Origin of the sequence: Caulobacter segnis (assembly GCF_003243465.1) — a bacterium.
Taxonomy (GTDB): Bacteria; Pseudomonadota; Alphaproteobacteria; order Caulobacterales; family Caulobacteraceae; genus Caulobacter; species Caulobacter segnis_A.
The window spans coordinates 1-25,446 of sequence record NZ_QFQZ01000071.1; the positions used below are offsets into that span (position 1 = coordinate 1).

Here is a 25,446-nt window from a genome sequence, read left to right on the forward strand (position 1 = left end):
CGAGGCCCCGTCGTTCGGCAAGCCTGTGCTGCTGTACGATCTGAAGTGCGCGGGCAGCCAAGCCTATCTGAAGCTGGCCCGCGAGGTGATCAGCCGCGAACGCGATCGCCAGGCCAAGGCGGCTTAGCGCCGCCTAGACCAGACCTTTGAAGTAGAACCGAAGCTTGATTGAGACAGTGATGGAGTCCGCCGTGGTGGGAGAGCCGGGTATGGCCGAGGGGCGTCGGGGACTGGGACGCGGTCTGTCCGCGCTGCTTGGCGAGGTTGAGGCCGCGCCGGCCCAGGCGCCGGGCGATCCGTCGGCTGGATCGCGCGACGCGCCGATCGAGCTCTTGAAGCGCAATCCCGACCAGCCCCGCCGGACCTTCCGCGAGGAGGACCTGGAGGACCTGTCGAACTCGATCCGCGAGAAGGGCGTCCTGCAGCCGATCCTGGTCCGCCCAGCGCCTGGCGCGCCGGGTGAATACCAGATCGTGGCGGGCGAGCGCCGCTGGCGGGCCGCCCAGCGCGCCGGTCTGCGCAGCGTGCCGATCATGGTTCGCGAACTGGACGACCTGGCGGTGCTGGAGATCGGCATCATCGAAAACGTCCAGCGCGCCGACCTGAACGTTCTCGAAGAGGCGCTGTCCTACAAGGTGCTGATGGAGAGGTTCGAGCGCACCCAGGATGCGATCGCCCAGACCATCGGCAAGAGCCGCAGCCATGTGGCCAACACCCTGCGCCTTCTGGCCCTACCGGAAGAGGTGCAGTCATACCTGGTCAGTGGCGAGCTATCGGCCGGCCACGCCCGGGCCATCGCCGCCGCCGCCGACCCCGTCGGCCTGGCCAAGCAGATCATCGCCGGCGGGCTGTCGGTCCGTGAGACCGAGGCCCTGGCCCGTAAAGCCCCGACCGCGCCCTCGGCCAAGAACAAGGGCGGACGTCCGCCCCGGGTGAAGGACACCGACACCCAGGCTCTCGAAGCGGACCTGTCATCGGTGCTGGGTCTCGACGTCACCATTGACCATCGCGGCGGGGAGGGCGCGCTGACCATCCGCTACGCCACCCTCGAGCAGCTGGACGATCTTTGCAATCGACTGACCCGCGGGGTCTGATCACACGCACTCAAAAAGCGTGTGGATGAGCGATTTTTCGGGAGCCGAAAATCGCCTCTGTCGTGCACCGAGCGGCGCCTCTCCGTACTCCCGGAGGCGCCGTTTTCGTGAGGCGAAGGCGGTTTACCGGGTTTTCGGCCGCAAGCGCTTGTGGGGTAAGGCTTTCTCGAAAAGCATCCACAGAGGCGCAAACAGGGTGTTTTGGGGCGGTTTTCGGGCTTCCCAACGCCCGCCCCATTCCGTGTCATCCCGGAAGCCTCGTAGAGGCTATTCGGGACCCAGGGGGCGCGTGAACGCCGTGCGAGCCGCCCCTGGGTCCCGGCTCTTCGCTGCGCCTCGGCCGGGATGACACCTAAAGAGGCGAAGGTCTCTACAGCCCCAGTCGCCGCGCGCGTCCCGCGATGCCCAGCGCCAGGCGCTCGGCGATCAGTTGGTCGGGCGAGCCGGAGGTCTTGCAGGCGCGGTCGGCGTTGAGGACCTCGCCCTGGACCTCGAGGATGGCCTCCAGGTTCCAGGCGCGGGCCTGGCGGAGGAACTCGCGCTCCTGCTTCCAGAAGACGCCCGAGGCCTTGGCGGCGGCCTGCAGGTCGACGCCGTTCTTGTGCAGGGTCAGGACGCGCCGCAGGCGGCCCAGATAGTAACTGATGGCCCGGACGGCGGCGGGGCCGCCTTCGCCCTCGGCGGCGGCGCGGCGCAGGGCCGCCTGGGCCGCCCCCACCTTGCCGCCGAACGCGTCGGCGGCCGCGTCGCTGAGCGAGGCCTCGGGCTCGACGCCCAGGAAATCGGTCAGGTCGGCGGCGGTGGCGTTGATCCCGCTGCCCGGGCCGAGATAGAGGGCCAGCCGTTCGATCTCGGCCCGCGCGACGCCGCGCTCCTTGGGCAGGCGCGAGACGAACAGATCCAGGGCTTCGCTGTTCAGGCTGACCTTATCGCCCGCCAGGGTGTCGCGCGTCAGGCGGGCCAGGTCGCCGGCCTCGTCCTCGTAGCAGGGGATGACGGCGCAGCCCTGCGCCTTCTCACCGACCTTGCGCAGCTGGGAGTCGCGGCCCAGGGCCCCGGCCTCAATCAGAAAGAAGGCGTCGGGGTTCAGCTTGCCCTCGACGTGCCGGGTGACGGCCTCGGCGGCGGCCTTGTCCGGACCGGCCTTCTCGCCGTTCAGGCGCAGGCGCACCAGGCGCCGGCCGCCCATCAGCGACATCGCCGAAAGCTCGTCCTCCAGCTTGGCCGGATCGGCCTCGACGTCGCTCTCGGTCAGCTGGGCGGTGTCGAAGGGATCGTCCGGCCGTTCGACCACGCGCCGGGCGAGAGCGTTGGCGCGATCGCGCACGACGCCGCGGTCCTTGCCGTAGATGACCACGGCCCGGATGTCCGGGGTCGGCTCCTTCAGGAAGCGTTCGACGTCCGGACGCTTGGAGAGGATCATTAGGCCGGCTTCCGGCCCGCCAGCCAGGTGGCGAGGTCCAGCTGGATCTTGCGCGCCGCCTCGGTCGCCGCGCGCTCCTGGCCGTCCTGCTGGGCGGCGATGGCGGCGTAGGGCTGGTCGGCCGAGTCGTAGGTCACCGAGACCTCGGTAAAGCCCTTGTGGACCTCCGCGCCCGTCTTGGCGTCCAGCAGGCGCCAGGTGACGCCCATGCGCAGCTCGTAGCGGTTGGCGACGTTGTCGAGGCGGACGCCGCGGGCGAAGCGCTTCTCGTCGACCGAGAACGCCAGCCTGTAGGCCGCCGGCGAGCCCTGGCGATGGGCCAGGGCGTCGTCCAGCTGTTCGCGCAGCAGGTAGCCGCCACGACCCTCGGCGGCGATCGTCTCGATGCCCGACAGGCCGCCCTCGACGCCCGGACGGCCATAGAGGGGGGTGAAGCCGCAGGCCGACATGCCAAGGCTCGAAAGCGCCAGGGCGCCGATCAGCAGGAAGCGTTTCATCGGTCTCAGTTGGCCACGATGTTGACGATGCGGTCCTTCACGACGATCACCTTGCGGACCGTCAGGCCTTCAAGGTGGGCCAGGACGTTCGGATCCGCCAGCGCGATTTTCTGGACCTCGTCCTCGGCCGCGCCGGCCTTGACCTTGATCTCGCCCCGGCGCTTGCCGTTGATCTGGATCGGCAGGACGCGCTCGTCGTCCGCGGCCAGGGCCGGGTCGGCCTTGGGCCAGGGCGCGTTCACGACCATGCCCTCGCCGCCGATGCGAGCCCAGGCTTCTTCGGCCAGGTGCGGGGTGAACGGGGCGACCAGGCGGGCCAGGATGTTCAGGGCCTCGGCGCGGGCCGCCAGGACGGCGTTCGAGGCGCCTTCCGCCGGAGCGGCCTTCAGGGCGTTCAGGAACTCGTACAGGCGCGCCACGCCGCTGTTGAAGCGGAAGCCCTCGATGCTGTCGGTGACGAAGCCGATCAGCTTGTGGGCCGCCTTGCGCAGGGCCAGGGCGGCCTCGTCGCTGGCGTCATGGGCGAAGTCGCCGGCCGGCTGGCTGTCGAACTCGTTCCACAGACGGTGCGTGAAGCGCCAGGACCCCTCGACACCCGAATTGGTCCACTGGACGTCGCGCTCGGGCGGGCTGTCGGACATCACGAACAGGCGCGCGCTGTCGACGCCGTAGGCCTCGAAGATGTCCTCGGGGGCGACGACGTTCTTCTTGGACTTCGACATCTTCTCGATGTCGCCGATGATGATCGGCGCGCCGGTCTTGGCGTGGGTGGCCGAGCGGCTATTGCCCTCGACCTTGATCACCACGTCCGACGGCTCGACCCACTCGCCGGCCTCGTTCTTGTAGGCCTCGTGGGTGACCATGCCTTGCGTGAACAGGCCCGCGAACGGCTCTTCCACCGAGACCAGGCCCTCGTCCTTCAGGGCGCGGGTGATGAAGCGGGCGTACAGCAGGTGCAGGATCGCGTGCTCGACGCCACCGATATACTGGTCCACGGGCAGCCAGTAGTCGGCCGCGGCCTTGCCGACCGGCTCGACGGCCTTCGTGTCGGCGAAGCGGGCGAAGTACCAGCTGGAGTCGATGAAGGTGTCCAGCGTGTCGGTCTCGCGCTCGGCCTTGCCGCCGCAGGACGGGCAGGTCGTGTGGCGCCAGGTCGGGTGACGCAGCAGCGGGTTGCCCGGCTTGTCGAAGGTCACGTCCTCGGGCAGGGCGACCGGCAGCTGGTCTTCCGGCACGGGGACGACGCCGCAGGTCTCGCAGTGGATGACCGGGATCGGGCAGCCCCAGTACCGCTGGCGCGAGACGCCCCAGTCACGCAGGCGATAGACGGTCGCGCCCTGGCCCTGGCCGGCCGCCTCGATGCGCGCCACGGCCTCGGCCTTGGCGCTCTCGACGTCCAGGCCGTCCAGGAATTGCGAGTTGAAGATCTTGCCGGGGCCGACATAGGCCTCCCTGCCGACCTGGAAGGTCGCCGGATCCTCGCCGCCCGGCAGCACGACGGGCTTCACCGGCAGGTCGTACTTGCGGGCGAAGTCCAGGTCGCGCTGGTCGTGGGCCGGGCAGGCGAAGATCGCGCCGGTGCCGTAATCCATCAGGATGAAGTTGGCGATCCAGACGGGCAGGGTGATCGACGGGTCCAGCGGGTGCTTGACCCGCAGGCCGGTGTCGTAGCCCAGCTTCTCGGCGCTCTCGATCTCGGCTTCCGAGGTGCCGCCCTTGCGGCAGTCGGCGATGAATTGCTGGATCTGCGGGTTCTCGACCGCCAGCTGTTCGGCCAGCGGGTGCTCGGGAGCGATGCCGACGAAGCTGGCGCCGAACAGGGTGTCGGGACGGGTGGTGTAGACCTCCAGCCCCTCGGCCAGGCCGTCGGGGGCCTCGCCGTCGAACTGGAACTTGAAGCGCAGGCCTTTGGAGCGGCCGATCCAGTTCTCCTGCATCAGGCGAACCTTGTCTGGCCAGCGGTCCAGGGTCTTCAGGCCGTCGATCAGGGCGTCGGCATAGTCGGTGATGCGCAGAAACCACTGGGTCAGCTTGCGCTTCTCGACCGTCGCGCCCGAGCGCCAGCCCTTGCCGTCGATGACCTGCTCGTTGGCCAGGACGGTCATGTCGACCGGGTCCCAGTTGACCGAGGCTTCCTTGCGATAGACCAGGCCGCGCTTCAGCAGGCGCAGGAACCAGGCCTGCTGCTTGCCGTAGTATTCCGGGTCGCAGGTCGCGAACTCGCGCGACCAGTCGACCGAGATGCCCAGCGACTTCAGCTGCTCGCGCATGGCGGCGATGTTGTCGTAGGTCCAGCCCTTGGGGTGGACGCCGCGCTCCATGGCCGCGTTCTCGGCGGGCATCCCGAAGGCGTCCCAGCCCATCGGGTGCAGCACGTTGAAGCCCTGGGCGCGCTTGTAGCGGGCCACCACGTCGCCCATGGCGTAGTTGCGCACGTGGCCCATGTGGATGCGGCCCGACGGGTACGGGAACATCTCGAGGACGTAGTATTTCGGACGGCCGTCGTTGATCTCGCCGGTCTTGAAGACGTCGGCCTTCGCCCAGGCTTCACGCCACTTGGGCTCGGTGTCTTTGGGATTGTAGCGGGCCATCGGAAACCAGGTCTTGGATGCGGAAAAGCGCCCCGAAGGCGAGTCCGCATCAAGAGTAAGCGGTTTCGCGGCCGGAGCGCGCAGGAATATAGGAAGCCGGGGTCCTCTTCGCTCGGAAGAAGACCCCGCCGGGCCTTAGCCCCGGATGTTCGAGAGGCGAAGCTGACGGGCGCGGGTCAGGATCGCGTTTTCGATGTCGGTGGCGGTCTGGTCGGCGACCGGCGCGTCGACCCAATTGCCGTTCGCGTCCTTGGACTGCTTGAACACCGTGACGTTCAGGCCGTCGGCGCGCAGGCGGGTGTCCAGGATATAGACCGTCGCCTTGAAGCGCTCGGCCGGCGTTTCCGGGTTCACGTACCAGTCGGTGATGATCACGCCGCCGTACGGGTCGGCCGAGGCCAGCGGCATGAAGGCCAGGGTGTCGAGGCTGGCGCGCCACAGATAGCCGTTGACGCCGATCGAGCCCTCGGTCGCCGGAGCCTTGCTCCCGCCGCCGAAGCGCTTGAACGGGTTCAGGCCGGGCTCGTCGCTCTGCGTCGAGAACGTCTTGGGGGGCTTGTTGCTGCTGCAGGCCGACACGCCCAGCATGGACAGAGCCAGGACGCCCGCGGCGACGCCGCGCATCACAGACCCACGCTCAAACGCCATATTACCTCGCTCCAATGTCTCGCCGGCGCGACGTGCGCTCGCCTGGCGCGCCCCCGCGGCCGGGAGCCGGTCTATAGCATGGCCGCGCCGCCTCAAAACAGGAATCGCGTGACCTCATCGCCACACGAGTCGATTGAATCGTACAATACGAGCGGAACTGCGACCAAAGGCCGGTTGACCGCGTTTCGGCCAAGCCTTTAATCCAAAAGGCAAGGGGCCTGTCCTATAAGGGATGGGTGGGGTTAATCGAGTGGGCTCTGAGTAGCGATGGTCGCGAAGCGTTTCTTCCTGGCGGGGGCCGCCGCGTTGATCCTGACGGGATCGGCGCCGATGGCGTTCGCCCAGGCCAAGCCGCACGCGGTCGCGCCGGACTTCAGCGCCAAGAACGACTTCACCAGCGCCGCCGCCGGCGTCCAATATCCGCAGGATGACAAGCGCACCCTGCGTTGGGACGCCAAGAAGGGCCGCTGGGGCCTGAAGCTGGACCTCGACCAGCCTTCCAGCCGCGAAATGGAAATGCAGGACGTCCAGGCCGGGGCCTATTTCAAGGTCACGCCGTCGATCCGCGTCGGCGGCGCCGTCAGCCTGGGCGAGTCCAACCCGGCCCTGGCCGCGCGCAAGGCCCAACAGCCCGAGGCCGCGCCGCGCGTCCGCCTCGAGACCGCCTTTAAGTTCTAGTCCGGTTTAGCCCGCCAGGGCTTCGACCGCCGCGATCCCGACAATTCCGCTTTCCGCGAGCTGACCCACCGTGTCCGCGCGGACGCCGCCCAAGGCGTAGACGGGCAGGGGCGTCGCCGCGACGAGCGCCTTCAGGCCTTCGACGCCCAGCGGCTGCCCCGCCGAGGGGCTGTTGCTGGGAAAGACCGGCGAGACGATCACCGCATCCGCGCCCGCCCGCTCGCCGGCCTGGACCGCGGCAAGGTCGTGGGCGGCGACCGTGACAAGGTCATCGCTGTGTTGAGCCCGCAGCCTGGAAACCTCGCCGACCAGCCGCTGGGGCATGTGCAGGCCGTCGGCGCCGATCATCTTGGCCAACTCGGGATCAGCCCCGGCCAGCAGGATCAGCCCTCGCGCGTCGGCGATCGCTCGCAGCCGACGGCCCTGCTCGACGGCGTTCTCGGACCCAAAGGCCCGGAAGACGATGCCCGAACCTGGCGGCAGGCGCTCGGCGACCGCCTCGGGCGAGGCCACGCGGGCGGGATCGGTGAAGAACAGCAGGTTCGGCAGGGCGCGACCGCGCGCGGTCCTTGGCGGAAAGGCCGCCGCCGTCCTAGACAGGACCTCCAACTCGCCGTCGCCCCGCAAGGCCGTTCCTTCCATGTCTCAAGCCCTCGCCGACATCCAAAGCCGCATCAGCGCCGCCGAGGCCCGCGCCGGACGGGCGCCGGGCTCGGTCACCCTGGTGGCGGTCTCCAAGACCCAACCCTGGGAGCATATCGCCCCCGTGCTGGACGCGGGACAGAAAGTGTTCGGCGAGAACCGCGTGCAGGAGGCGATGGAGCGCTGGGGCGCGCGCCGCGAGGGGCTGGAGCTACGCCTGATCGGCCCACTGCAGACCAACAAGGCCCGCGAGGCGGTCGCCTTCTTCGACGTGATCGAGACCGTCGACCGCGAGAAGCTGGCGCGCGTCCTGGCCGACGAGATCCAGCGGGCCGGCAAGGCGCCGCGCCTCTATGTCCAGGTCAATACCGGGCAGGAACCTCAGAAGGCCGGAGTCGCCCCCGGCGAGGCCGACGCCTTCATCGCCGCCTGCCGCGGGACCTATGGCCTGACGGTGGAGGGGCTGATGTGCATCCCGCCGTTCGACGCCGATCCCGCGCCGCACTTCGCCGCGCTGCGCGCGATCGCCGTGCGCAATGGCGTCGAAAAGCTGTCGATGGGCATGAGCGACGACTTCGAGATCGCCATCGCCGAGGGGGCGACGTCGGTGCGGGTGGGCTCGGCCCTCTTTGGGGTGCGGGGCCCGGGGCGCTAGGGGTCCCGAAGAGCCGAAATGGCGCTAGGCTGGCGGGGCGCCGCACGGAGATTTCGCGATGAACGCCTTCCCCCAGGGGACTGTCCACGAGGCCGCTGAGGATCTCCAGACGGCGGTACGGTCGGATCCGAAGGTTCTTGAGCTGTGGGCCAGCCTGACGCCGCTCGGGCGAAACGAGTTCATTTGCTGGGTCGATGACGCCAAACAAGCCGCGACGCGCCAGCGCCGTATCCAGCGAACCCTGGAGGAACTGTTGGAGGGCAAGAAACGGCCCTGTTGCTGGGCGGGTTGCATCCATCGCACCGACAAGGTGCCGGGACGTTGGCAGCAGGCCGTCCTGATCGACGGGAAAGGCAAGAGCGGTCGGCTCTAGCCGACGATCTCCACCGCGTCGCCCGGCCTGGCCGCCGCCAGCACCGCCTCCAGGTCGGCGCGCGCCAGGGCCACGCAGCCCTCGGTGCCGGTATAAGCCTCGCGGGCCAGGTGCATGAAGATCGCCGAGCCCATGCCGGGCACGGGCGGGCTGTCGTTGTGGCCCAGGATCACCACCAGGTCATAGACGGCGTCGTCGCGCCACATGCGCTCGGCGCTGGCCGGATAGGGCAGCGTCACGGGCCGATTGTAGTTCGGATCCTCCGGCGCGTCGCACCAGCCGTCCTCGCGCCGCGTCGCGCGGGTCGGCAGGGCGGTCGTCGGGCCTTGGGTGTAGACGTCGGGCCGGTACCAGACCTCGCGGATCGGCCAGACGCCGACGGGGCTCTTGCCGTCGCCCTCGCGCTTGTCCCTGGCCGCGATCGCGCCGGCCTTGCCGATCGCGCAGCGCAGGATGCGCCCATTGAATTCGAAACGGCCATCGGCGTGGGCGCGGAAAGGCATGGAGACGTCGACTCCCAGACTTAAGGCCTTGCCCGGGGTTGTCCCCGAGGGCCGCAGCGGTGCATGTTTCGCCTTATGGCGCAACGCAAGACCCTTCTGCTGATCGACGACGACGACGACCTGCGCGGCGCCTTGGCCGAGCAGTTGGCGCTGCACGAGGAATTCGCGGTCAATGAGGCCGCCAGCGCCGGCGACGGCGTGCGGATTTCGCGGGAGCTCAAGCCCGACCTGATCCTGCTGGACGTTGATCTGCCCGACATGGACGGCCGCGAGGCCTGCCGCCTGATGCGCAAGAACGGCGTCACCGCGCCGGTGATCATGCTGACGGCCGCCGCCAGCGACAGCGACACGATCCTGGGCCTGGAGTCCGGCGCCAACGACTATGTAACCAAGCCCTTCCGCTTCGGCGTGCTGCTGGCCCGCATTCGCGCCCAGCTGCGCAGCTATGAAGCTTCCGAAGACGCGCTGTTCCGCATCGGTCCGTACGAATTCCGCCCCTCGGCCAAGCTGCTGGTCGACGAGAAGCAGAAGAAGGTGCGGCTGACCGAGAAGGAAACCAATATCCTCAAATACCTCTACCGCGCCGGCTCCAAGCCGGTGTCGCGCGAGGAACTGTTGACCGAGGTCTGGGGCTACAACGCCGGGGTCACGACCCACACGCTGGAAACCCACGTCTACCGCCTGCGCCAGAAGATCGAGCCCGATCCGACCGTGGCGCGGATCCTGATCACCGAGATGGGCGGGTACAGGCTGCAGCCTTAGGGGCGCGGGAAGCCAATAAATCCGTGTCATCCCGGCCGGAGCGCAGCGCAGAGCCGGGACCCAGGGGGACCTCAGTGCGCCTGCCCCTGGATCCCGGATAGCCTCTTCGAGGCTTCCGGGATGACACGGGTCTTGGTGGAAAAAGAAAAGGGCCCGGCCTTTCAGCCGAGCCCTTCTCAAACTCAAACAAAGATCAAACGCTTACGCGTTGCCGACCTGCTGGCCTTCGGCCTGGGCCTTGCGCGCGGCGTAGACGCCGGCGAAGTCGATCGGGTCGATCAGGAACGGCGGGAAGCCGCCCTCGGCCGTCACGTCCGAGATCAGGCGACGGGCGTACGGGAACAGGAAGCGCGGGCACTCGATCAGCAGCACCGGCTCGAGGTCTTCCTCGGGCACGCCGGCGATGTGGAACAGGCCGCCATAGACCACCTCGACGTGGAACACGGCTTGCTCGTCGCGCAGGGCGCGGGCCGAGAGCTTCAGGTCCACTTCGAACAGGCCGTCGGGACGGCCGCGAGCGTTCATCTCGACGCCCATGTCGATGGCGGGCTGGGCCGCGCCGGCGCGCAGGCTGTCCGGGGCCAGCGGGTTCTCGAACGAGAAGTCGCGGACGAACTGGGCCAGGATGCGGACGCCCGCTTGGCCAGCGGCGTCTTCCGGAGCCGCTTCGGGGGCGCCGTTGGGGGCGGTCGTGTCGGTCATTAGGACAAAATCCGTGATCGGCGCCTAAAAACGCCTGGAGTAAGGTGGGCGCTGCTACCATGAGGGCCACTCTGGCGCAACGCCAGGCGCCTGACGGGACGGCGTGTCTCGCCTATATAGTGATGTCGAGGGCGTTCGCCCGGCTCGGCGCGGGTTTTTCCGCAACCGGGGCGCGGTCTAAACCCTTGAGCCATATTCCTGGGCCCAAAGCCCGTCGCCGGACCCTGACGTGTTCCAGATCCTGTTCCTCGCCGCGGTCGCCGCCATCGTCCTCTACCAGCTCTACGCCACCCTGGGGCGTCGCGTCGGACGCCAGCCCGAGGACGCGCCTCTCAAGGCGGGGGCCGGCGCGCCCGTCCCCGCGCCCAGCGACGCCCATCCGGTCCTGCGCTCCGAGGGCTTGGCCGCGCTGAAGGCCCGCCAGCCTGATTTCGATCCGACCAAGTTCATGACCGGGGCCCGCAGCGCCTACGAACAGATCGTCACGGCCTATGCGGCCGGCGACCGCGAGACCCTCAAGCCCCTGCTGGCGCCCGAGGTGATGGCCAATTTCGAGCACGCCATGGCGGCGCGCGACGCGGCCGGTCGCACGGAGAAGGTCGAGTTCCTGACCCCGCCGCGCCTGGACCTCGAAAGCGTCGACCTGGTCGGCGACACCGCCAAGGCGGTGGTCCGCATCCTGGCCGAGGTTCGCACCCGCACCAAGGACGAGCGCGGCGAGGGGGTCGACGACCGCCGCACCGCCGAGCTCTGGACCTTCGAGCGCGAGGTCAAGAGCGCCAATCCGAACTGGCTGCTGTCGTTCGTCGCCGCCGCCGAGGCGTGATGACCTCGGCCCGGACCGCCTTCGCCCCGCTGGCCCTGGCGGGGCTGCTGCTGAGCGCCTGCGCCAGCGTCGTCTCACCGCCGCCGCCGATGGCGCCGCCCGCGTCGCCGCCGGCCCAGACGACGCCTCAGCCGCCGCCGGCCCCAAGCCAACCGCCGCCGGTCTCGTCGCCCGCGACCGTCGCGTTCTCGGACCTGCCGGGCTGGGCGCAAGAGGATCACCTGGCGGCGTTGAAGGCCTTCCAGGCCGGTTGCGGCGTCTCCAAGGACCCGGCCATGATCCGCGTCTGCGGTCTGGCGCGGGGCATGAACGGTTCGGACGCCGCCGCCGCCCGCGCCTTCTTCGAGGCCAACTTCCAGCCTCAGGCTGTCGGCCAGAAGGAGGGCGGCGACGACGGCCTGCTGACCGCCTATTTCGCGCCCCAGTACCAGGCGCGGATGTCGCGCAACGCCGAGTTCTCCGCGCCCGTGCGCCGTTTGCCAGACGATCTGGTCGTGCTGGACCTTGGCCCGTTCGAGCCCGCCCTGATCGGCAAGAAGGTCACCGGTCATGTCGAGGGCAAGACCTTCGTCCCCTATCCCGACCGCGCCGAGATCGAGGCGGTCCCGACCGACAAGCCCCTAGCCTGGATGCGGCCCGAGGAGCTGTTCTTCCTGCAGATCCAGGGCTCGGGCGTGCTGGTGCTCCCCGATGGTCGCCGGGTGAAGGCGGTGTTCGCGGGCACAAATGGCCGACCCTTCGTTGGCGTCGCCTCGCCCATGCGCGACAAGGGCCTCTTGCCCGACAACAACACCTCCGGCGACGCCATCCGGACCTGGCTGGCCGAGCATCGCGGGCCCGAGGCCGACGCGATCATGCGGCTGAACCCGCGCTACGTGTTCTTCAAGATGGCCGAGGACGACGGCAAGGAGCCCTTGGGCTCGGCGGGCGTATCCCTGCCGCCCGGCCGCGCCATCGCCGTCGATCCCAGCCGCCACGCCTATGGTGCGCTGTATTGGCTGGACGCCAGCGCCCCGGCCCTGGCCGGCGCCTTCCCGGCCTATCGCCGCCTGGCGGTGGCGCTGGACACCGGCGGGGCGATCAAGGGCGAGGTGCGCGCCGACCTCTACATGGGCACGGGTCCCGAGGCCGGGGCCGAGGCTGGCCGCGTGCGTCACGTGCTGCGCCTCTACCGCCTCGTTCCGAAGCCGTAAGGTGAGCCAGAAGCCGCCGCCCGGGCCTGAGGACGACAAGCGCCTATGGCGGCTGGTCGCCTCGACCGTGACCCCGCGCGGGGCGGCCAAGCCCGAGAAGATGCGCAGCAAGGCGCGGATCCGGCCGTCGCTGAAGTCCGACACCGCCCTGCCGGCTGAGCCGCCCACGCGGCTGGCCTCGATCGGGCCGCTGCGGCTGCATCCAGAGGATCTGAAGCCCGCCCCGCCCAAGCCGCTCAAGGGGCCCGCCGGCCACATCGAGCCCAATCGCAAGCTGCGGATCGTCAAGGAACGCGACCCGATCGGCGCGCGGCTGGACATGCACGGGCTGGATCAGGACCAGGCCCGCGCGACGCTGGAGGCCTTCATCCGCCGCTCGTTCAGCCAGGGCCACCGAGCGGTGCTGGTCATCACCGGCAAGGGCAAGGTGGGGCAGGGGGTCCTGCGCATCCGCACGCCGGAGTGGCTGGCCGACCCGTCCCTGCGCGAGATGGTCGCCGGCGTCTCCACCGCCGACCGCCGCCACGGCGGCGAGGGCGCGCTGTACGTGGCGCTGAAGCGGCGGGTCTAGCCCTTCCGCGACGCCTTTTCGGCGATGCCGGACGTCCCCTCGCGGGCCTCCAGCTTCTCGGCCACGGCGTCCAGCGAGACGCCCGAGGCGGCCATCAGGGCCAGCCAGTGGTAGAGCAGGTCAGCGCTTTCCGCCGCCAACGCATCCGGACCTTGCGCCACGGCGGCGATCACCGTCTCGACCGCTTCCTCGCCGAGCTTCTTGACGGCGAGGGCCGGGTCGTTCAGCAGCTTGGCGGTATAGGACACCGACGGATCGCCGCCCTTGCGGGCCTCGATCGTGGCGGCCAGGCGTTGCAGGACGTCGGTGAGGCGCTGGCTCATGCGACCTCCTTCAGGGCGTCGAGGCGCACCGGGATGCCGGCCTCGGCCATGGCCTGCTTGGCCTCGCCGATCGAGATCTCGCCGAAGTGGAAGATCGAGGCGGCCAGCACGGCGGCGGCGTGGCCGTCGCGGGCCGCTTCCACCAGGTGTTCGGTCTTGCCGGCGCCGCCGGAGGCGATCACCGGCACATTGACCTCGGCCGTCACGGCCTTCAGCAGCGGGATGTCGTAGCCGATCTTGGCGCCGTCGCGGTCCATCGAGGTCAGCAGGATCTCGCCCGCGCCGCGCTCGACGACCTTGGCGGCCCATTCGACCACGTCGATCCCGGTGTCCTTGCGGCCGCCATAGGTCCAGACGTTCCAGCCCGAGCCGTCCTCGCGCGCCTTGGCGTCGATGGCCACCACCACGCACTGGGCGCCGAAGGCGTCCGCGCCCCCGGCGATCAGGTCGGGGTTCTCGACGGCGGCGGTGTTGATCGAGACCTTGTCGGCGCCGGCCAGCAACAGGCGGCGCATGTCCGACACCTGCCGCACGCCCCCGCCCACGGAGACGGGCATGAAGCAGACCTCGGCGGTGCGCGCGATGACGTCCAGGATCAGGCCGCGGCCCTCGCTGGACGCGGTGATGTCCAGGAACATCAGCTCGTCCGCGCCGGCGGCGTCATAGGCGCGCGCCTGCTCCACCGGGTCGCCGGCGTCGCGCAGGGAGACGAAGTTGACCCCTTTGACCACCCGCCCGTCCTTCACGTCGAGGCAGGGAATGATCCGGGTCTTCAGCATCAGGCGGCCGCCGCGATCAGGGCGTCGGCCGGGCGGATCGTGCCGGCGTAGAGCGAGCGGCCCAGGATGGCGCCGGCGATCTCGACGCCCTTGCGGGCCTTCAGGCGCTCGATGTCGGCCACGGCGGCGACGCCGCCCGAGGCGATGACCGGGATCGAGACGGCGTCGGCCAGCTCGCCCACGCCCTCGACGTTCACGCCGGTCAAGGCGCCGTCGCGGCTGATGTCGGTGACGATCAGGGCCGCGACGCCCGCGTCCTCGAAGCGCTTGCCCAGCGAGATGGCGTCGATGTCCGACAGGCCCGTCCAGCCGTCGACGGCGACCTTGCCGTCACGGACGTCGACGGCCACGGCGATCTGCTCGGGCCACAGGCGGGCCGCCTTGCGGACGAGCTCGGGATCATGGACGGCCACGGTGCCGAGGATGACGCGCGAGACGCCCGCCTCGATCCAGGCCTCGACGCCTTCCAGCGTGCGGATGCCGCCGCCCAGCTGCACCGGGATCGAGATCGACTCCAGGATCGTTTCCACGGCGGCGGTGTTGACCGACTTGCCCTCGATGGCGCCGTTCAGATCAACGACGTGCAGCCACGAGAAGCCGTCCTTGACGAAGCGCTGGGCCTGGTCGGCGGGCGAGGTGTTGAAGACCGTGGCCTTCTCCATGTCGCCGTGCAGCAGGCGCACGCACTGGCCGTCCTTCAGGTCGATGGCGGGATAGAGGATCATGGGCGCCATTCCAGGAAGTTGGCGAGCAGGGCGAGCCCTGAGGCTTGTGACTTTTCGGGGTGAAATTGTACGCCCGCGACGTTGTCCTTGGCCACCGCGGCGGTGAAAGCGCCACCGTGGTCGGTTGTCGCAACCACGTCGGCGGGATCGGCCGCGTTCAGGGCGAAAGAGTTGGCGTAGTACATATGGGCGCCGTCCTCGATGCCCTTGAACAGGGCATGAGCGCGCGTGAAGGCGATCGCGTTCCAGCCCATGTGCGGGATGGTCAGCGACGGATCGTTGGGCTCGAGCTTCTTCACCTGGCCCTGGATCCAATCCAGGCCCGGCGTGACGCCGAACTCCAGGCCCTCGGTGGCCAGGAGCTGGTGGCCGACGCAGATGCCCATGAACGGAACGCCCCGGCCGTGGACGGCCTGGTTCATCGCCTCGTAGACGCCGGTGGCGTCCAGGCCGGCGCGGCACGAGGCGAAGGCCCCGACGCCGGGCAGGAAGACGCGATCGGCCTTGGCGACAAGGTCGGGATCGGCGGTGACGACGATGTCCGCGTCGAGCGCGTGGCGGCGGGCCGCCTCACGCAGGGCCTTTTCGGCCGAACGCAGGTTGCCCGACCCGTAATCGATCAGGGCGACGGTCTGCATGGAGTGTCCTTACAGCACGCCCTTGGTGGACGGAGCCTGGCCGCCGGTCTTCGGGTCGATCTCGACCGCCTGACGCAGCGCCCGGGCCAGGGCCTTGAAGCCGCTTTCGGCGACGTGGTGGGTGTTGTCGCCGTACAGGGTCTCCAGATGCACGCACGCCCCGCAGTTCATCGCGAACGCGTGGTGGAACTCCTTGAAGAGCTCGGTGTCCATCTCGCCGACCTTGGGCCGCTTGAAGTCGACCTTCCAGATCAGGTACGGCCGGTTGGACAGGTCGATCGCGCAGCGCGTCAGGGTCTCGTCCATCGGGATATAGGCCGACCCGAAGCGCCGGATGCCCTTGAAGCCGTCCAGCGCCTTGTGGATCGCCTGACCCAGCACGATGCCGGTGTCCTCGACGGTGTGGTGCATGTCGATGTGCAGGTCGCCCTTGGTCTCGACCTTCAGGTCGAAGCCGCCGTGGCGCGCGAAGCTCTCCAGCATATGGTCGTAGAAACCAATGCCGGTGGAGATCGTCGAGGCGCCGGTCCCGTCGAGATCAATAAAGACCCGAATCTGGGTCTCCTTCGTCTCGCGGACCACTTCAGCGGTGCGGGCCATTGAGTTCTAAAGTCCGTTCTTCTGGGCCAGCTCGCGCAGGGAGACCTGCGGGCGCGGACCGTAGTGGTCGATCACCTCGGCGGCCGCCAGGCTGCCCAGCTGGCCACAGATAGGCAGCGGGCGGCCCTGGGAAAGGCCGAAGAGGAAACCCGCCGCGTATTGGTCGCCCGCGCCGGTCGTGTCCACGACTTTTTCCACCGGGTAGGCCGAGATTTCGTGCAACTGCCCGCCCGAGGCCACCACCGAGCCCTTTTCGCTGCGGGTGACGGCGGCGATCTCGCAGCGCTCGGCCAGGGCCTTCACCGCCGCGTCGAAGTCATCGGTCTCGAACAGAGCGCAGACTTCGGACGCGTTGGCGAAGACGATGTCGCACTGGGTCTCGATGAAGCCCAGCAGGCCGCCGCGATGGCGATCGACGACGAAGCTGTCCGACAGGGTCAGGGCGATCTTGCGGCCCGCGCCGTGGGCCAGGGCGGCGGCCTTGGCGAAGGCGCGGCGGGCTTCCGGCGGATCGAACAGATAGCCTTCCAGGTACGAGATCTGGGCGCCCTCGATGATCTCGGGATCGACGTCGGCCGGGTTCAGCTCCACGCACGCGCCCAGATAGGTCGACATGGTGCGCTGGGCGTCGGACGTGACGTTGATCAGGCTCTGGGCCGTCGCGGGGCCTTCGGCCAGCGGCGGGGTCGTGAAGGCGCAGCCGATGGCGTTCATGTCGTGGCGGAAGACGCGGCCCAGCTGATCGTCGGCCACCTTGCCGATGAAGGCGGCCTTGCCGCCGAAGCTGGCCACGCCGGCCACGGTGTTGGCGGCGCTTCCGCCCGAGGCCTCGATCGCCGCCGACATGACGTCGTACAGGCTGGCCGCCCGGGCCGGATCGATCAGGGCCATCGAGCCCTTCACCAGGCCTTCCCGCGCGAGGAAGGCGTCGTCGCATTGGGCGATGACGTCGACGATGGCGTTGCCGATCGCGGCGACGTCGTAGAGCGCGGTCATGGGGCGGAGCAAACCTTTGAAAGAACGGGGCCGTAGGCCCAAACAGGACGGCGATTAAAGGAAGTGGGGCGGCAAGGCAACGCAGGGCCTTGCCCGCCACCCTGCGACACTCTAACGCGAACCCTCCTCTTGAGGTGTAAACGATGGTCGACGTCCTGATCCTGGTTCCCGCCCGAGACGAACCGCGGTTCGCCACCACCTGGACGCCGCTGTTCGAGCGCCTGGCCGCGCCGCTCCGCGCCCACGGCCTGCTGGTCGGGGCCCAGCCCTGGACCGATCCGATCGAGCGCGGCCGCGCCCGCCTCGTCATGCCGTCCCTGGCCTGGGGCTATCACCACCGTCAGGCCGAGTGGTTCGCGCTGCTGGACCGGCTGGAGGCCGAGCGGACGCGGGTGGCCAATCCGGCCTCGGTGATGCGCTGGAACGCGACCAAGACCTATCTCCTGGAGCTGGCCGCCAAGGACGCGCCCGTCGTCCCGACCCACGCCCATGACCGCCTCACCATGGAGGCCGTCGAGGCCGCCTTCGATGCGTTCGGCGTCGACGAGGTGGTGGTCAAGCCGCAGGTCTCGGCCGGCTCGCAGGACACCATCCGCGTCAAGCGCCACGGGTCTCTGGACGGCGGCCCGGCTGGCCCCGCCCTGATCCAGCCGTTCCTGCCGGCGGTCGGCGAGGAGGGGGAGCTGTCCCTCTTTTATTTCGACGGCAAGTTCAGCCACGCCGTGGCCAAGGTGGCGGTCGAGGGCGACTTCCGTGTCCAACCGCAGTTCGGCGGCCAGGTCAGCGAGATCGCCCCCGAGCCCGAGGCGCTACACGCCGCCGAAATGGTGCTGAACGCCGCGCCGGGGAACCTGACCTACGCCCGCGTCGACCTGATCCGGGGCCTGGACCACACGCCCCAGCTGATGGAGCTGGAGGTCATCGAGCCCGACCTCTTCCTGGAGCACGCCCACGACAAGGGCGCGGCCTTCGCGGCGGCGGTGATGCGGGCGATCGGCTAGCTCAGCAGGCCCCCACCTGACCACGCTCCGCGTGGTCGTCCGCCCCCAAAGGGGGCAGAAGGAACGCGCCCCTTCTTCCCCCTCCGGGGGAGGAGCGCCGAAGGCGCGGAGGGGGCAAGTCACGCCCCCAGGAACAATTCCCGCGAGGGACACAGATCGCCGATCTTGCACACCTCGCACTTCGGTTTCCGCGCCACGCACACATACCGTCCGTGCAGGATCAGCCAGTGGTGCGCCCGGGTCTGATAGGGGGCCGGCACGATCCGCATCAGGTCCTGCTCGACCGCGTCGGGGGTCTTGCCGGCCGACAGCTTCAGGCGGTGCGAGACGCGGAAGACGTGGGTGTCGACGGCGATGGCCGGCTCGATGTCCAGCTCGTTCAGAACGACGCTGGCGGTCTTGCGGCCGACGCCGGGCAGGCTCTCCAGCGCCGCGCGGTTCAGCGGGACCTCGCCGCCATACTGGCTGACCAGGATGCCCGCCGTGGCGATGACGTTCTTGGCCTTGGTCCGGTAGAGACCGATCGAGGCGATGTAGGGGACGAGGCCCGCCTCGCCGAGGTCCAGCATCGCCTGGGGCGTGTTGGCGACCTTGAACAGCTTGTCGGTGGCCTTGTTGACGCTGACGTCGGTGGCCTGGGCCGACAGGGCCACGGCGGTGACCAGCTCATAGGGGTTGGAATAGTTGAGCTCGGTCTTGGGTCGCAGCTCCAGGCTCTCGAACCGCTCGAACAGGATCTCGACCCGTTCGCGCTCGGCCGGGGAGATGCGTTTGGCCGCCTTCTTCTTGGCGGGCTTCGACTTGGCGACAGCGGGTTTGGCCATGGCGCGGACCATGCCGTGATGCGTCCCTCTCGCCAAGCGTCCCGGCCGCGCCTAAATTCCGCGCCATGGCCTCGCCGCTCTACATGGACCGGGTGATCGCGCCGCACCGTTCGTTGACGCCTCAAGGGGCGGCGGTGCTGCTGGCCGTGGTCATGGCCTTCAACATCCTGGTCGCGATCTTCCTGCTGGTGGTCGGCGCGCCGCCGGTGCTGCCGTTCCTGGGCCTGGACGTCCTGGCCCTGTGGATCGCCTTCCGCGCCAGCGACCGCGCGGCCAAACGGGTCGAGCGCGTCCAGGTCACCGCCGAGGCCGTCACCGTCAGCCGCGAGGACGAGAAGGGCGCCCGGACCGTCTGGACCTCGCCGACCGCCTTCACCCGGGTCGGTGTCGATCTCCCCGGCGAGCATGACGCCCGCGTGCGGCTGATGATCCATCGCAAGCGCCTAACCTTGGCGCGGTCGTTGAGCCCCGAGGAGCGGGTGAACTTCGCTAACGCCTTGCAGGACGCCATCCGCGCGGCGCGTAACGAGCGCTGGTCGTGAGCGCCGCAAGAACCGGGCGGACGGCGTTATCCGACGGGCCTAGCGTGCCGGACATGGCATATGACGCATCACCCCTTTCGACGGGCCTTCCGGAGGCCGCCAGCCAGGAGCTGGCGCGCCTGGCCGAACGCTCGGTCGATTACCACCGCATGGCCAAGGCGCTCGACTGGCTGGCCGAGCGGTGGTCCGATCACCCCTCGCTGGACGAGGCGGCGGGGGCCGTGGGCCTGTCGCCGTTCCACTTCCAGCGGATCTTCACCCGCTGGGCGGGGGTCAGTCCCAAGACCTTCGTGTCGGCCATCGCCCACGCCGAGGCGCGGCGGTCCCTGGAGGCCGGCGGCACGGTGCTGGACGCGGCCTTCGACGCGGGGCTGTCGGGGCCGTCACGCCTGCACGACCTGTTCATCGCCCAGGAGGCCGCGACGCCGGGCGAGGTCAGGCGGCGCGGGGCGGGCATGAGGCTGCGCTGGGGCTGGGCTCCGACGCCGTTCGGCAAGGGCCTGTTCGTGATGGCCGAGCGCGGCTTGGCGGGCCTGGCCTTCTCCGATGGCGACGACGAGATGAGCTTCGCCGACATGCACCGCCGCTTTCCGGCCGCCGACTGGACGCGGGATGACGCGGCCGCTCAAGCCATGGCCCTGCGCGCCTTTGCGGGCGGGGAGGGGCCGTTGCCGGTGGTGCTGATCGGCTCGCCGTTCCACATCCAGGTCTGGAAGGCCCTCTTGACCATCCCGACCGGCGCGACGGCCACCTACGGCCAGGTCGCCGCCTGGGCGGGAAAGCCTGGCGCCTTCCAGGCGACCGGCGGCGCGATCGGGGCCAATCCGATCTCGCTGCTGATCCCCTGCCACCGCGCCATCGCCAAGAGCGGCAAGCTCACGGGGTACCACTGGGGCCTGGCCCGCAAGGCGGCGATCCTGGGGATGGAGGCCGTGGCGGCGGCGGGGTGATTCTCGCCCCCTCCGCGCCGGAGCCTGTCCTCGGGCGCGCGCTTCGCGCGACCCGGGGGGCGCTCCCCCCCCGGAGGGGGAAGAAGGAGCGCGCGATCCTTCCGCCCCCTCTGGGGGCGGACGACCGCGAAGCGGTCAGGTGGGGGCCTGCGGCGTTACAGGATAAAGCGACTTAAATCCGCGTTCGCCGCCAGCGCGCCAACCCGCTCGGTCACATAGGCCGCGTCCACGGTCACCGTCTCCCCGCCGCGATCCGCCGCCGTGAAGCTGATGTCCTCGACCACCTTTTCCAGGATGGTCTGCAGGCGACGGGCGCCGATGTTCTCGACCGAGGCGTTCACCGCCACGGCCGCGTCGGCCAGGGCGTCGATGGCCTCGTCGGTGAAGACCAGCTTGACCTCTTCGGTGGCCATCAAGGCCTGGTGCTGGCGGATCAGATTGGCTTCCGGCTCGGTCAGGATCCGGCGCAGGTCATCGCGGGTCAGGCCCTTCAGCTCGACGCGGATCGGCAGGCGGCCCTGCAGCTCGGGCAGCAGGTCCGAGGGCTTGGCGACGTGGAAGGCGCCCGAGGCGATGAACAGGATGTGGTCGGTCTTCACCGGCCCGTACTTGGTCGAGACCGTCGTGCCCTCGATCAGCGGCAGGAGATCGCGCTGCACGCCCTCGCGGGAGACGTCGGCGCCCGAGCGCTGCGACGAGCTGGCGACCTTGTCGATCTCGTCCAGGAAGACGATGCCGTGGTTCTCGGCCAGCTCCAGGGCTTCCTGCGTGAGGGCCTCCTGGTCCAGCAGCTTGTCGCTCTCCTCGGCGATCAGCGGGGCCCAGGCGCCGGCGACCGTGGTCTTGTGGGTCTTCTGACGGCCGCCGCCCAGCGACTTCATCATGTCGGACAGGTTGAACACCGCCGCGCCGGGCTGACCGGGGATCTCGAAGGTCTGGCCGCCGGTGTCGGCCAGCTGCAGCTCGACCTCCTTGTCGTCCAGCTCGCCGGCCCGGATCTTCCTGCGGAAGGCCTCGCGGGCGGCGGTCGAGCCGGGGCCGGTCATGGCGTCGAGGATCCGCTCCTCGGCGGCGGCCTCGGCCTTGGCGCGGACGGCGGCGCGGCGCTTGTCGCGGACCATGGCGAGCGCGCTCTCCACGAGGTCGCGGACGATCTGGTCGACGTCGCGGCCGACATAGCCGACCTCGGTGAACTTGGTGGCCTCGACCTTCAGGAACGGGGCCTGGGCCAGCTTGGCCAGGCGCCGGGCGATCTCGGTCTTGCCCACGCCCGTGGGGCCGATCAGCAGGATGTTCTTCGGGGTGAGCTCGTCACGGATGTCGGCGGGGGCGCGGCGACGGCGCCAGCGGTTGCGGAGGGCGACGGCCACGGCCTTCTTGGCCTCCTGGTGGCCGACGATATAGCGGTCGAGCTCGGAGACGATCTCGCGGGGGGAAAACTCGGTCATTACAGGCTTTCCACCGTCAGATTGCCGTTGGTGTAGACACAGATCTCGGCGGCGATGCCCATGGCCTTGCGGGCGATGGTCTCGGCGTCGAGGTCCAGGTCGATCAGGGCCTTGCCGGCCGCCAGGGCGTAGTTGCCGCCCGAGCCGATCGCCGCCACGGCCCCGCCGTCGGCGCTCTCGCCCGGCTCCAGCACGTCGCCGACGCCGGTGACGGTGTAGATGGCGGTGTTGTCGGCCACCAGCAGCATGGCCTCCAGGCGGCGCAGGTAGCGGTCGGTCCGCCAGTCCTTGGCCAGGTCCACGCAGGCGCGGGCCAGCTGGTCTGGATACTGCTCCAGCTTGGCTTCCAAGCGCTCGATGAGCGTGAAGGCGTCGGCCGTGGCGCCGGCGAAGCCCGCGACGACCTTGCCGCCGGCGAGGCGCCGCACCTTGCGGGCGTTGCCCTTGACGACGGTTGGGCCCATTGACACCTGTCCGTCGCCGGCGATCACGGTCTGGCCGTTCTTGCGCACCGCCAGGATCGTCGTGCCGTGCCAGTCGGGGAAGTTGGAAGAGTTGCCTTGCATGGCTTCGCATGTGGCGAGGCGAAGGCGGAGGGTCAAGCGCGGTGAGTTTCTCGGAAGCGGAAGTCGAACGCTACGCCCGCCACCTGGTGCTGCGCGAGGTGGGCGGTCCGGGCCAGCAGAAGCTGAAGGCCGCGCAAGTGCTGATGGTCGGCGCCGGCGGCCTCGGCGCGCCGGCGGTGCTGTATCTGGCGGCCGCCGGGGTCGGGACGATCGGCCTCGTCGATCCCGATACGGTGTCGCTGTCGAACCTGCAGCGGCAGGTGCTGTATGCCGGCTCCGACGTCGGCCGGCCGAAAGTCGAGGCGGCGAAAGAACACCTGGCCGCCCTCAATCCGCACGTGACCGTCGAGACCCACCCGGTCTGGCTCGATCCTCAGAACGCTAGCGAGCTCGTCCAGCAGTACGACCTTGTCCTGGATGGCACCGACGACTTTTCCACCCGCTTCGCCGTCAGCGACGCCTGCCTCGCGCACGGCAAGCCGTTGGTCAGCGGGGCCCTGGGCCGCTGGACCGGGCAGGTGGGCGTATTCCATGGAAAGCCCTGCTATCGCTGTCTGGTCCCCGAGGTTCCGCCCGACGCCGAGACCTGCGCCCTGGTCGGGGTGGTCGGGGCCCTGGCGGGGGTGATCGGCTCGATGATGGCGCTGGAGGCGGTCAAGCTGATCACCGGCGCCGGTGAGCCGCTGTCGGGCAAACTCCTGATCTACGACGCCCTCGCGGCCGAGACCCGAACGGTCAGGATCGGCGCGGACCCCGCCTGTCCTGCCTGCGGGAGAGGCTAGAGCAGGCCGATCGCCGCGTCCGGGCTGCTACGGAAGCGACGCGCGGGCGGCCATCGGCTAAGGCCTCCCCGGTCATTCTGGAGTAACAAGCCCATGAGCCGGATCGCCCTTCCGAGCCTGCGAGACAAGGTGATGTCGGCGGAAGACGCCGCCGCCCTGATCGATCCCGCCAGCACGGTGGGCATGAGCGGCTTCACCGGCTCGGGCTATCCCAAGGCCGTGCCGCTGGCCCTGGCCAAGCGGATCGAGGCCGAGCACGCGGCCGGAAACAAGTTCCGCCTGCGCGTCTGGACCGGCGCCTCGACGGGGCCGGAGCTGGACGGCGCCCTGGCCAAGGCCGACGGCATCGAGTTCCGCCTGCCCTACAACTCCGACCCCATCGCCCGCGACAAGATCAATCGCGGCGAGATGGACTATTTCGACATGCACCTGTCCCAAGTCGCGCCGATGGCCTGGCAGGGGTTCCTAGGCCCGCTGGACACCGCCATCATCGAGGTCAGCGGCATCCGCGCCGACGGCTCGCTGATCCCCTCGTCCTCGGTCGGCAACAACAAGACCTGGATCGATCGGGCCTCGAAGGTGATCCTCGAGGTCAATCGCTGGCAGAACCCGGCGCTGGAGGGGATGCACGACATCTATTACGGCACGGCCCTGCCGCCGAACCGCGTGCCGATCCCGCTGACCCGCCCCGACCAGCGCATCGGCGAGCCGTATTTCCGCTGCGATCCGTCCAAGGTCGTCGCGGTGGTCGAGACCGACTCCCCGGACCGCAACCTGCCGTTCGACGCCCCGGGCGAGGACCACAAGGCCATCGCCGGCCACCTGCTGGAATTCTTCCGTCACGAGGTCGCCAAGGGCCGCCTGCCGTCCAGCTTGCTGCCGCTGCAGTCGGGCGTCGGCAACATCGCCAACGCGGTGATGTCGGGCCTGGTTGACGGGCCTTTCGACAGGATGACCGCCTATACCGAGGTGCTGCAGGACGGGATGCTGGAGCTGATGGAGGCCGGCAAGCTGCTGACCGCCTCGGCCACCGCCTTCTCGCTGAGCCCCGAGGCCGCCGCGACCCTGAACGCCGACATGGCCCGCTTCCGCGACCGCCTGGTCCTTCGGCCGCAGGAGATCAGCAACCACCCGGAAGTGATCCGGCGCCTGGGCTGCATCGCCATGAACGGCATGATCGAGGCCGACATCCACGGGGCTGTGAACTCCACGCACCTGATGGGCTCGCGCATCCAGAACGGCATCGGCGGCAGCGGCGACTTCGCCCGCAACGCCTATGTCTCGATCTTCATGGCCCCCTCGACGGCCAAGGGCGGCAAGATCTCGACCATCGTCCCGAAGACCCCGCACGTCGACCACATCAACCAGGACGTCCAGGTGCTGGTTACCGAGCAGGGTCTCGCCGACCTGCGCGGCCTGTCGCCTCGGCAGCGGGCCGAGGTGATCATCGAGAACTGCTCGCACCCGGACTATCGCCCGGCCCTGAAGGACTACCTGGCCCGCGCCCGCCGCGACTCCTACGGCCAGCAGTCGCCGACCCTGCTGACCGAGGCCTTCGCCTGGCACCAGCGGTTCGTCGAGACCGGCGACATGAGGCCGAAATGAGCGATGTCGCTGAAGAGGTCGCTGCTACCGAGACCGCGTTCGACCAGATCGGCGGCGCGGCCCGCGTCCAAGCGGTGGTCGACGCCTTCTACGACCTGATGGACGGCGATCCGGCCTATGCCCGCCTGCGCGCCATCCACGCGCCGGACCTGACTCCGATGCGCGCATCGCTGGCGGGCTTTCTCACCGGCTGGCTGGGCGGACCCCGGGACTGGTTCGCCGCCCGCCCGGGCGTCTGCATGATGTCGCTGCACCGCTCCATGCCGATCGACGCCGAGCTGGCGCGGCAATGGACCGACGCCATGGGCCGGGCGCTGGACCAGGTGGGCGTGGAGGCCGAGATGGCGGACGCGCTGCGCGAGGTGTTCGGGCGGATGTCGGGGAATATGACGACGCGGTGAGGGGGCTATCCAGAAACCCTCTCTCTTTGATGTTCAGACCGGGGACATCCGTGACAGGTGTTCGGAGACATCCGTGACGGTTGAGGATGATCAGATTGGCTGGTTGAG

General features: G+C 69.4%; 31 protein-coding genes and 2 pseudogenes. 15 read left to right on the top strand and 18 right to left on the bottom strand.

Going from position 1 to position 25,446, the window contains the following annotated elements; translation table 11 throughout:
- Positions 1-127 (top strand): ParA family protein (locus tag DI526_RS18070; RefSeq protein WP_369692057.1); only part of this gene is annotated, 127 nt, incomplete at its 5' end.
- Positions 128-179: 52 nt separating this feature from the next.
- Complete coding sequence (locus DI526_RS18075; RefSeq protein ID WP_304280900.1) at positions 180-1,094, top strand: ParB/RepB/Spo0J family partition protein; 915 nt, start codon at positions 180-182, stop codon at positions 1,092-1,094.
- Positions 1,095-1,364: 270 nt separating this feature from the next.
- Here DI526_RS18075 and DI526_RS18080 read toward each other — a convergent pair.
- From DI526_RS18080 to DI526_RS18100, 5 genes and pseudogenes are all read right to left on the bottom strand, one after another.
- Positions 1,365-1,445: pseudogene (locus DI526_RS18080) on the bottom strand (hypothetical protein); the annotation flags it as partial.
- A 19-nt stretch (positions 1,446-1,464) separates the two neighbouring features.
- Positions 1,465-2,517 carry a DNA polymerase III subunit delta gene (holA, locus tag DI526_RS18085; protein WP_304280901.1) on the bottom strand — a complete coding sequence of 351 codons (1,053 nt, stop codon included), beginning with the start codon at positions 2,515-2,517 and terminating at the stop codon, positions 1,465-1,467.
- A complete protein-coding gene (lptE, locus tag DI526_RS18090) occupies positions 2,517-3,014 on the bottom strand; it encodes an LPS assembly lipoprotein LptE (protein WP_304280903.1) in 498 nt (165 codons plus the stop codon). Before lptE ends, holA begins: the two co-directional genes overlap by 1 nt.
- 5 nt (positions 3,015-3,019) lie before the next feature.
- The gene (leuS, locus tag DI526_RS18095) at positions 3,020-5,605 is read right to left on the bottom strand and encodes a leucine--tRNA ligase (RefSeq protein ID WP_304280906.1); all 2,586 of its coding nucleotides are present in this window, start codon (positions 5,603-5,605) and stop codon (positions 3,020-3,022) included.
- 135 nt (positions 5,606-5,740) lie between these two features.
- Entirely contained in the window at positions 5,741-6,268 is a 528-nt protein-coding gene (locus DI526_RS18100; protein WP_304280907.1) for a DUF3576 domain-containing protein, read from the bottom strand.
- 252 nt (positions 6,269-6,520) lie between these two features.
- Here DI526_RS18100 and DI526_RS18105 point away from each other — a divergent pair, with 252 nt between their 5' ends.
- Positions 6,521-6,931, top strand: a complete 411-nt coding sequence (locus tag DI526_RS18105) for an NtrZ family periplasmic regulatory protein (RefSeq protein ID WP_304280909.1) — start codon at positions 6,521-6,523, stop codon at positions 6,929-6,931.
- Positions 6,932-6,937: 6 nt separating this feature from the next.
- Here the strand turns inward: DI526_RS18105 and DI526_RS18110 are convergent, their stop codons facing one another.
- Positions 6,938-7,573 (bottom strand): thiamine phosphate synthase, encoded by a 636-nt coding sequence (locus DI526_RS18110; protein ID WP_304280911.1) that lies wholly within the window; start codon positions 7,571-7,573, stop codon positions 6,938-6,940.
- Between DI526_RS18110 and DI526_RS18115 the strand changes: the two genes are divergently transcribed.
- A complete protein-coding gene (locus tag DI526_RS18115) occupies positions 7,572-8,228 on the top strand; it encodes a YggS family pyridoxal phosphate-dependent enzyme (RefSeq protein ID WP_304280912.1) in 657 nt (218 codons plus the stop codon). The two genes, DI526_RS18110 and DI526_RS18115, sit on opposite strands and share 2 nt — an antisense overlap.
- Before the next feature lie 58 nt (positions 8,229-8,286).
- Positions 8,287-8,601: a YdeI/OmpD-associated family protein gene (locus DI526_RS18120; protein ID WP_304280913.1), complete on the top strand. Its 315-nt coding sequence runs from the start codon at positions 8,287-8,289 to the stop codon at positions 8,599-8,601.
- Here DI526_RS18120 and DI526_RS18125 read toward each other — a convergent pair.
- Entirely contained in the window at positions 8,598-9,104 is a 507-nt protein-coding gene (locus tag DI526_RS18125) for a L,D-transpeptidase (RefSeq protein ID WP_304280914.1), read from the bottom strand. The two genes, DI526_RS18120 and DI526_RS18125, sit on opposite strands and share 4 nt — an antisense overlap.
- Positions 9,105-9,179: 75 nt before the next feature.
- On the opposite strand from DI526_RS18125, the gene DI526_RS18130 reads away from it, so the two are divergent.
- Positions 9,180-9,866: a response regulator transcription factor gene (locus DI526_RS18130; protein WP_304280955.1), complete on the top strand. Its 687-nt coding sequence runs from the start codon at positions 9,180-9,182 to the stop codon at positions 9,864-9,866.
- A gap of 201 nt (positions 9,867-10,067) precedes the next feature.
- On the opposite strand, the gene secB is transcribed toward DI526_RS18130, so the two are convergent.
- Positions 10,068-10,568: a protein-export chaperone SecB gene (gene secB, locus DI526_RS18135; protein ID WP_304280916.1), complete on the bottom strand. Its 501-nt coding sequence runs from the start codon at positions 10,566-10,568 to the stop codon at positions 10,068-10,070.
- A gap of 229 nt (positions 10,569-10,797) precedes the next feature.
- Here secB and timA point away from each other — a divergent pair, with 229 nt between their 5' ends.
- Genes timA through DI526_RS18150 form a run of 3 tightly spaced genes read left to right on the top strand, consistent with a single transcriptional unit; the run spans position 10,798 to position 13,158 of the window.
- Entirely contained in the window at positions 10,798-11,394 is a 597-nt protein-coding gene (gene timA / locus DI526_RS18140; protein ID WP_304280918.1) for a TIM44-related membrane protein TimA, read from the top strand.
- Positions 11,394-12,587 (top strand): murein transglycosylase A, encoded by a 1,194-nt coding sequence (locus DI526_RS18145; RefSeq protein WP_304280920.1) that lies wholly within the window; start codon positions 11,394-11,396, stop codon positions 12,585-12,587. The genes timA and DI526_RS18145 overlap by 1 nt, the downstream gene beginning before the upstream one ends.
- A 1-nt stretch (position 12,588) precedes the next feature.
- Positions 12,589-13,158: a Smr/MutS family protein gene (locus DI526_RS18150; protein ID WP_304280922.1), complete on the top strand. Its 570-nt coding sequence runs from the start codon at positions 12,589-12,591 to the stop codon at positions 13,156-13,158.
- Here DI526_RS18150 and DI526_RS18155 read toward each other — a convergent pair.
- The 6 genes from DI526_RS18155 to DI526_RS18180 are packed head-to-tail and all read right to left on the bottom strand — an operon-like array spanning position 13,155 to position 17,219.
- Positions 13,155-13,481, bottom strand: coding sequence for a phosphoribosyl-ATP diphosphatase (locus DI526_RS18155; protein WP_304280925.1), 327 nt, complete (start codon positions 13,479-13,481; stop codon positions 13,155-13,157). The two genes, DI526_RS18150 and DI526_RS18155, sit on opposite strands and share 4 nt — an antisense overlap.
- Entirely contained in the window at positions 13,478-14,260 is a 783-nt protein-coding gene (hisF, locus tag DI526_RS18160) for an imidazole glycerol phosphate synthase subunit HisF (protein WP_304280927.1), read from the bottom strand. The genes DI526_RS18155 and hisF overlap by 4 nt, the downstream gene beginning before the upstream one ends.
- Positions 14,260-14,994: a 1-(5-phosphoribosyl)-5-[(5-phosphoribosylamino)methylideneamino]imidazole-4-carboxamide isomerase gene (hisA, locus tag DI526_RS18165; RefSeq protein ID WP_304280929.1), complete on the bottom strand. Its 735-nt coding sequence runs from the start codon at positions 14,992-14,994 to the stop codon at positions 14,260-14,262. The genes hisF and hisA overlap by 1 nt, the downstream gene beginning before the upstream one ends.
- Positions 14,982-15,623 carry an imidazole glycerol phosphate synthase subunit HisH gene (gene hisH, locus DI526_RS18170; protein ID WP_304280931.1) on the bottom strand — a complete coding sequence of 214 codons (642 nt, stop codon included), beginning with the start codon at positions 15,621-15,623 and terminating at the stop codon, positions 14,982-14,984. Before hisH ends, hisA begins: the two co-directional genes overlap by 13 nt.
- Before the next feature lie 9 nt (positions 15,624-15,632).
- Complete coding sequence (gene hisB, locus DI526_RS18175) at positions 15,633-16,223, bottom strand: imidazoleglycerol-phosphate dehydratase HisB (protein ID WP_304280933.1); 591 nt, start codon at positions 16,221-16,223, stop codon at positions 15,633-15,635.
- Positions 16,224-16,229: 6 nt separating this feature from the next.
- The gene (locus tag DI526_RS18180; RefSeq protein WP_304280935.1) at positions 16,230-17,219 is read right to left on the bottom strand and encodes an adenosine kinase; all 990 of its coding nucleotides are present in this window, start codon (positions 17,217-17,219) and stop codon (positions 16,230-16,232) included.
- Positions 17,220-17,362: 143 nt separating this feature from the next.
- Here DI526_RS18180 and DI526_RS18185 point away from each other — a divergent pair, with 143 nt between their 5' ends.
- On the top strand, positions 17,363-18,220 hold the full coding sequence (locus tag DI526_RS18185) for a RimK family alpha-L-glutamate ligase (RefSeq protein ID WP_304280937.1): 858 nt from the start codon (positions 17,363-17,365) through the stop codon (positions 18,218-18,220).
- Between the two features lie 119 nt (positions 18,221-18,339).
- Here DI526_RS18185 and nth read toward each other — a convergent pair whose 3' ends face one another.
- Positions 18,340-19,044 (bottom strand): endonuclease III, encoded by a 705-nt coding sequence (gene nth / locus DI526_RS18190; protein WP_304280939.1) that lies wholly within the window; start codon positions 19,042-19,044, stop codon positions 18,340-18,342.
- A 65-nt stretch (positions 19,045-19,109) separates the two neighbouring features.
- Between nth and DI526_RS18195 the strand changes: the two genes are divergently transcribed.
- A complete protein-coding gene (locus tag DI526_RS18195) occupies positions 19,110-19,586 on the top strand; it encodes a DUF2244 domain-containing protein (protein WP_304280941.1) in 477 nt (158 codons plus the stop codon).
- Between the two features lie 53 nt (positions 19,587-19,639).
- Positions 19,640-20,536 carry a methylated-DNA--[protein]-cysteine S-methyltransferase gene (locus DI526_RS18200; protein ID WP_304280943.1) on the top strand — a complete coding sequence of 299 codons (897 nt, stop codon included), beginning with the start codon at positions 19,640-19,642 and terminating at the stop codon, positions 20,534-20,536.
- A gap of 59 nt (positions 20,537-20,595) precedes the next feature.
- Here DI526_RS18200 and DI526_RS18205 read toward each other — a convergent pair.
- The 3 genes and pseudogenes from DI526_RS18205 to hslV form a co-directional block, all read right to left on the bottom strand.
- Positions 20,596-20,658 (bottom strand): annotated as a pseudogene (locus tag DI526_RS18205) (hypothetical protein); the annotation flags it as partial.
- A gap of 33 nt (positions 20,659-20,691) precedes the next feature.
- Positions 20,692-21,984, bottom strand: coding sequence for an ATP-dependent protease ATPase subunit HslU (gene hslU / locus DI526_RS18210; protein ID WP_304280945.1), 1,293 nt, complete (start codon positions 21,982-21,984; stop codon positions 20,692-20,694).
- Positions 21,984-22,586 (bottom strand): ATP-dependent protease subunit HslV, encoded by a 603-nt coding sequence (gene hslV, locus DI526_RS18215; protein WP_304280947.1) that lies wholly within the window; start codon positions 22,584-22,586, stop codon positions 21,984-21,986. Before hslV ends, hslU begins: the two co-directional genes overlap by 1 nt.
- 5 nt (positions 22,587-22,591) lie before the next feature.
- Between hslV and DI526_RS18220 the strand changes: the two genes are divergently transcribed.
- The 3 genes from DI526_RS18220 (at position 22,592) to DI526_RS18230 (ending at position 25,338) form a co-directional block, all read left to right on the top strand.
- On the top strand, positions 22,592-23,332 hold the full coding sequence (locus DI526_RS18220; RefSeq protein WP_304280949.1) for a HesA/MoeB/ThiF family protein: 741 nt from the start codon (positions 22,592-22,594) through the stop codon (positions 23,330-23,332).
- A gap of 93 nt (positions 23,333-23,425) precedes the next feature.
- A complete protein-coding gene (locus DI526_RS18225; protein WP_304280951.1) occupies positions 23,426-24,937 on the top strand; it encodes an acetyl-CoA hydrolase/transferase family protein in 1,512 nt (503 codons plus the stop codon).
- Complete coding sequence (locus DI526_RS18230) at positions 24,934-25,338, top strand: group II truncated hemoglobin (RefSeq protein WP_304280953.1); 405 nt, start codon at positions 24,934-24,936, stop codon at positions 25,336-25,338. The genes DI526_RS18225 and DI526_RS18230 overlap by 4 nt, the downstream gene beginning before the upstream one ends.
- The last annotated feature ends 108 nt before the right edge of the window (positions 25,339-25,446 follow it).